This window comes from Paenibacillus cisolokensis, assembly GCF_018403665.1.
GTDB classification, from domain to species: Bacteria; Bacillota; Bacilli; order Paenibacillales; family Paenibacillaceae; genus Paenibacillus_AH; species Paenibacillus_AH cisolokensis.
In genome coordinates this window covers 1-3,469 of sequence record NZ_BOVJ01000028.1, presented here as the reverse complement: position 1 = coordinate 3,469, position 3,469 = coordinate 1, and the positions used below count along the sequence as shown (strand labels likewise).

Annotated in this window: 4 protein-coding genes; all 4 read right to left on the bottom strand. The window is 58.1% G+C overall.

Annotation, left to right across the window (positions count from 1 at the left end; translation table 11 throughout):
• Positions 1-95: 95 nt before the first annotated feature.
• Positions 96-998: an AraC family transcriptional regulator gene (locus PACILC2_RS04180; protein ID WP_213527677.1), complete on the bottom strand. Its 903-nt coding sequence runs from the start codon at positions 996-998 to the stop codon at positions 96-98.
• Between the two features lie 79 nt (positions 999-1,077).
• The gene (locus PACILC2_RS04175) at positions 1,078-1,530 is read right to left on the bottom strand and encodes an EVE domain-containing protein (protein ID WP_015253128.1); all 453 of its coding nucleotides are present in this window, start codon (positions 1,528-1,530) and stop codon (positions 1,078-1,080) included.
• Positions 1,523-2,110 (bottom strand): DinB family protein, encoded by a 588-nt coding sequence (locus PACILC2_RS04170; RefSeq protein ID WP_015253129.1) that lies wholly within the window; start codon positions 2,108-2,110, stop codon positions 1,523-1,525. The genes PACILC2_RS04175 and PACILC2_RS04170 overlap by 8 nt, the downstream gene beginning before the upstream one ends.
• A gap of 61 nt (positions 2,111-2,171) precedes the next feature.
• Positions 2,172-3,119: a helix-turn-helix transcriptional regulator gene (locus PACILC2_RS04165; protein WP_213527675.1), complete on the bottom strand. Its 948-nt coding sequence runs from the start codon at positions 3,117-3,119 to the stop codon at positions 2,172-2,174.
• Between the last annotated feature and the right edge of the window lie 350 nt (positions 3,120-3,469).

Sequence of the window (3,469 nt, the reverse complement as noted above, 5' to 3'; positions counted from 1 at the left end):
GATTATTGCAAAACGCTCAAGAAAAAAAACAACTGCTCGAGGAAATGTCTCCATAAGAGCGGAAGGCCGCCCGCAGCGGGGCGGCTTCCTCCCGATTACACCTTCCGCACCGGCCGCAGGACGGCATACCCGTAACCTTCAGGGAAATGGCGCTGGTAGTCCTGCTTCGTCTCCTCATCCCATGCATAACCCTTCGCTTTGGGATCATAGTTCCACGCCGTATCCTCGACCGCCTTCATCACCGCGCCGTTGTCTTTCAGGTAGTCGAAGGGCGGGTGATGGAAGACCAGATACTCCGATTCCGGGATGACCCGGCATTCCATGCCTTCCGGGACGGGGCCGTCGTAATCGAGCGGGACGGGAATGCCGTACAGGTATCCTTTCTTCCCGTTCCGGTAAAACCATCCCGCCGTCTGCGCCAATTGCCCGGGGAGGACGTGATTGGACATGCTCTCCAGCGTGCCGCACACTTCGTCACACGAATGCCCGTTGTTCCAGAAGCTCATGTAGTCCGCGGCGCCGATATCCCAGATTCCGATGAACTTGTGCGCCGGAATGAACTCCACCTTGATCTCCACCGATTTCACCCGAACTTCGCTCATGCGATTCCGCTCCTTGATCCAATAGTGATAAGGCGAGAACACCTCCTGACGAATCGAGAGCGGGATGGGGCGGGGCGATTTCCGGTAAGCCGCGGGCGTCATCCCGAAAGCCTTGTGAAAAGCCCTCGTGAACGCCTCCTGCGACGAGAACCCATACTTGACGGCGATGTCCAGCACCCGCTGGTCCGTGTCGCGGAGCTCCAGGGCGGCACGGCTGATCCGGCGGGTCCAGACGTAGTCGCGCAGGGTCATTCCGGTGTACTGATTGAACTGCCTGGAGCAATAGTAGGGCGAGTACCCGAGCTGCTCCGACATCTTGAGCAGGACCGGGTTTTCCGTCAAATGCTCCTCCAGCCAGTCCACCATCCGCTGCACCATCTCGTTCCACTCGTACATGGAAGCCTTCCCTCCTTTCACCCTGATCGTATCACCGGCGGTTATCGCATGTTTGATTCGAGTTGCAAAAGATCATCCATCACGGGATGGCGGCATTCATCGCCTCCGCAATTATCATAAAATCTTCGCGGCTAATCTTGAAGTGGCCGGTACGGAACAGACAGCCCCAATTCCGCTTGCCGCGGGTGAAGGACAGCCGGTCAAGCAACCCTGCGATTTTCGCCTCCCGGCAGCGGACGAATTCGATGTTCCGGCGGCTGGGCACGAACGTCTCGGACATCGCGCATTCGTAAACATGGTCGTCCACAACCCGCCCAATGGCGGTGAACGCTTGCAGCGGCTCGCCGCTGCGCATCTCGGTGCGGGGAGAGTAGTAGACAAGCCAGTCGCCCTGCCGCATTCTGCGCAGCGGCGCCGATTTGCCGTGGCACAACTGGGCGAAGCCGCCGCTCACCCCCCGCCGCACATGCGACGCCGAAGCAACACCTACCCAATAGGCAGGAGTTGCGTTTTCCCGTTCCGTCTTACGCATGAGCAACCCTCCAAGCGTCATCCAGACGCGACTTCTGGCGCAAATGGTGACGATAGTGCATCTCGGCCAGTCTGAACCATTCCAATGCGTTCAATCCGCCGAACTGCGGATGGAGAACCGTATGGCGAGCGATCGCCTTGCCCGATTCGGATCGAACCGGATGATCCGGTTCGAACGCAGCCGTTACCGCCGGTTCGATCTCGGCCATTCGGCGCAGCGCGTCCCGCAGCCCGTCGACGATTTGCTCCTTGCTTTCCGGCTGCGGCGGCGTGTATTGCGGGGACGGGGCCACCCGGATTCGTATCGGCGGGAAACTCCCCATTTTAAACACCTTTTCCCCCTGTTCCGTCTTGCCCGCCTGCGTGACTTCCGGGCTGCCGTTCGGGTCCAGACACAATGCGACGTTCCTCAAATGCATAAACCGCGCGGAACGAATCAAATGCATATACATCTGGCCGAGCGACCATTCGTCTTCCGCCGGTTTCCAGAGAAGCTGATCCATACTCGTTCCTTCCAAATCCCGAATATAGCCGTTAACCGTCTCTTCGAACCTGGACAACGTTTCTTTCGCAATCGACATGCGAGTCATCTCCTTTCCTTTAGTGGTTCCAGCATACAAGAACGCTGCTGACAACAGTATGTCAGCAGCGTTCGAACATTTTTCCGATTTCCTCTCTTACCCGTTCGCGTAGCGCTTCGGGCTCCAGCACACGCACCGCGGCGCCCCAGCCGAGCGTCCATTGGAGGAGATCCTCCATCCGCCTGACCCGGAACGTCGCCAGCCAACCTTGATCCCCCGGCTCGAACGATTCCATATAGAAATTGTCCGATTCCAGTACCCGGTCCGCAATGGCGGGGTCGACCCAAATGCGCACGGTCACATTCCGGTCGTCCGCAGGCCGGTAAGTCGTCAGGCGAAATCCCGGGTCGATGTTGAACGATTCGTCCAGAATGACAAGCCCGCTTATGCGGGACAGCCGAAAGTGGCGGATGTCTTGTCTCAGCCAACAGAACGCCACAAGCATCCACACGCCATGGGTATGGACAAGTCCGTACGGGTCTGCCGTTCGCTCGCTGTGGCGGGATTCGTCCTGGTCCGGCACATTTTTGGCGTAGCGGAAGCGTACCTTGCGCTTCCGGAGAATCGCTTGGCGCAACTGCTCAAACGTTTCTTTTTCCCGCCCCCGCGTTCCGGACTCCCCGACGTCCAGCAACCGTATCACCGACCGGATCCGTTCGGCCTCCTCGCGTACCTTCTCCGGCAAAATCGCCTCGATCTTCTCCTGCGAGCTGCGGGCCTTGGCGCCGTACTCCGCGTCCAGCTTCATCCCGACGAAGTCTGCCCCGATCAGCAGCGCCACCGCTTCCTCCACCGTGAAGCTGACGGGGGGAAGAAAATAGCCCTCCATCAAGGAATACCCTGTCCCCGGCGCGCCCGCAATCGGCACACCCGCTTCACTCAACGCTTGCATGTCCCGGTAAATCGTACGAATACTCGTCTCGAACTTGGCAGCCAGATCCTCGGCCCGCAGTACGCCTTTGCGCTGCAACTCGATGACGATGGCCAGCATCCGGTCGGTTTTGTTCATTCGCATCGTCTCCCTTGTCCGGAACATTCCGTTCCGTGCACCGAGTCCCCTAACACAAAACCCGCCAAGAGGCGGGTTGCGATGCAGTGCTGTCCTTTCGCCGTATTATACCATAAAAATCGGGGCGGCGCAAGGGTGCGCAATCACTCAGGTAAAATGTTACCGAAGGGGGATCGGATCACTCACGTCGAAATGTTACCGAAGGGAAGTGTTTTGAAAATGTCCATGAAAACACGACGTGAAGTGATCCGTATGTTGGCTGATCAATACGAGCCTTTTGCATAATTTCGTTTTGAAGCCAGCTTCATAGGGAGTCCTCAACTAGCAGCAGTTAATTCCTGGCTTTAACG

Excerpts from the sequence above, each read along its gene's own strand:
- PACILC2_RS04170 (WP_015253129.1), bottom strand. The coding sequence starts at position 2,110 with ATGTCGATTGCGAAAGAAACGTTGTCCAGGTTCGAAGAGACGGTTAAC.
- PACILC2_RS04175 (WP_015253128.1), bottom strand. The coding sequence starts at position 1,530 with ATGCGTAAGACGGAACGGGAAAACGCAACTCCTGCCTATTGGGTAGGT.
- PACILC2_RS04165 (WP_213527675.1), bottom strand. The coding sequence starts at position 3,119 with ATGAACAAAACCGACCGGATGCTGGCCATCGTCATCGAGTTGCAGCGC.
- PACILC2_RS04180 (WP_213527677.1), bottom strand. The coding sequence starts at position 998 with ATGTACGAGTGGAACGAGATGGTGCAGCGGATGGTGGACTGGCTGGAG.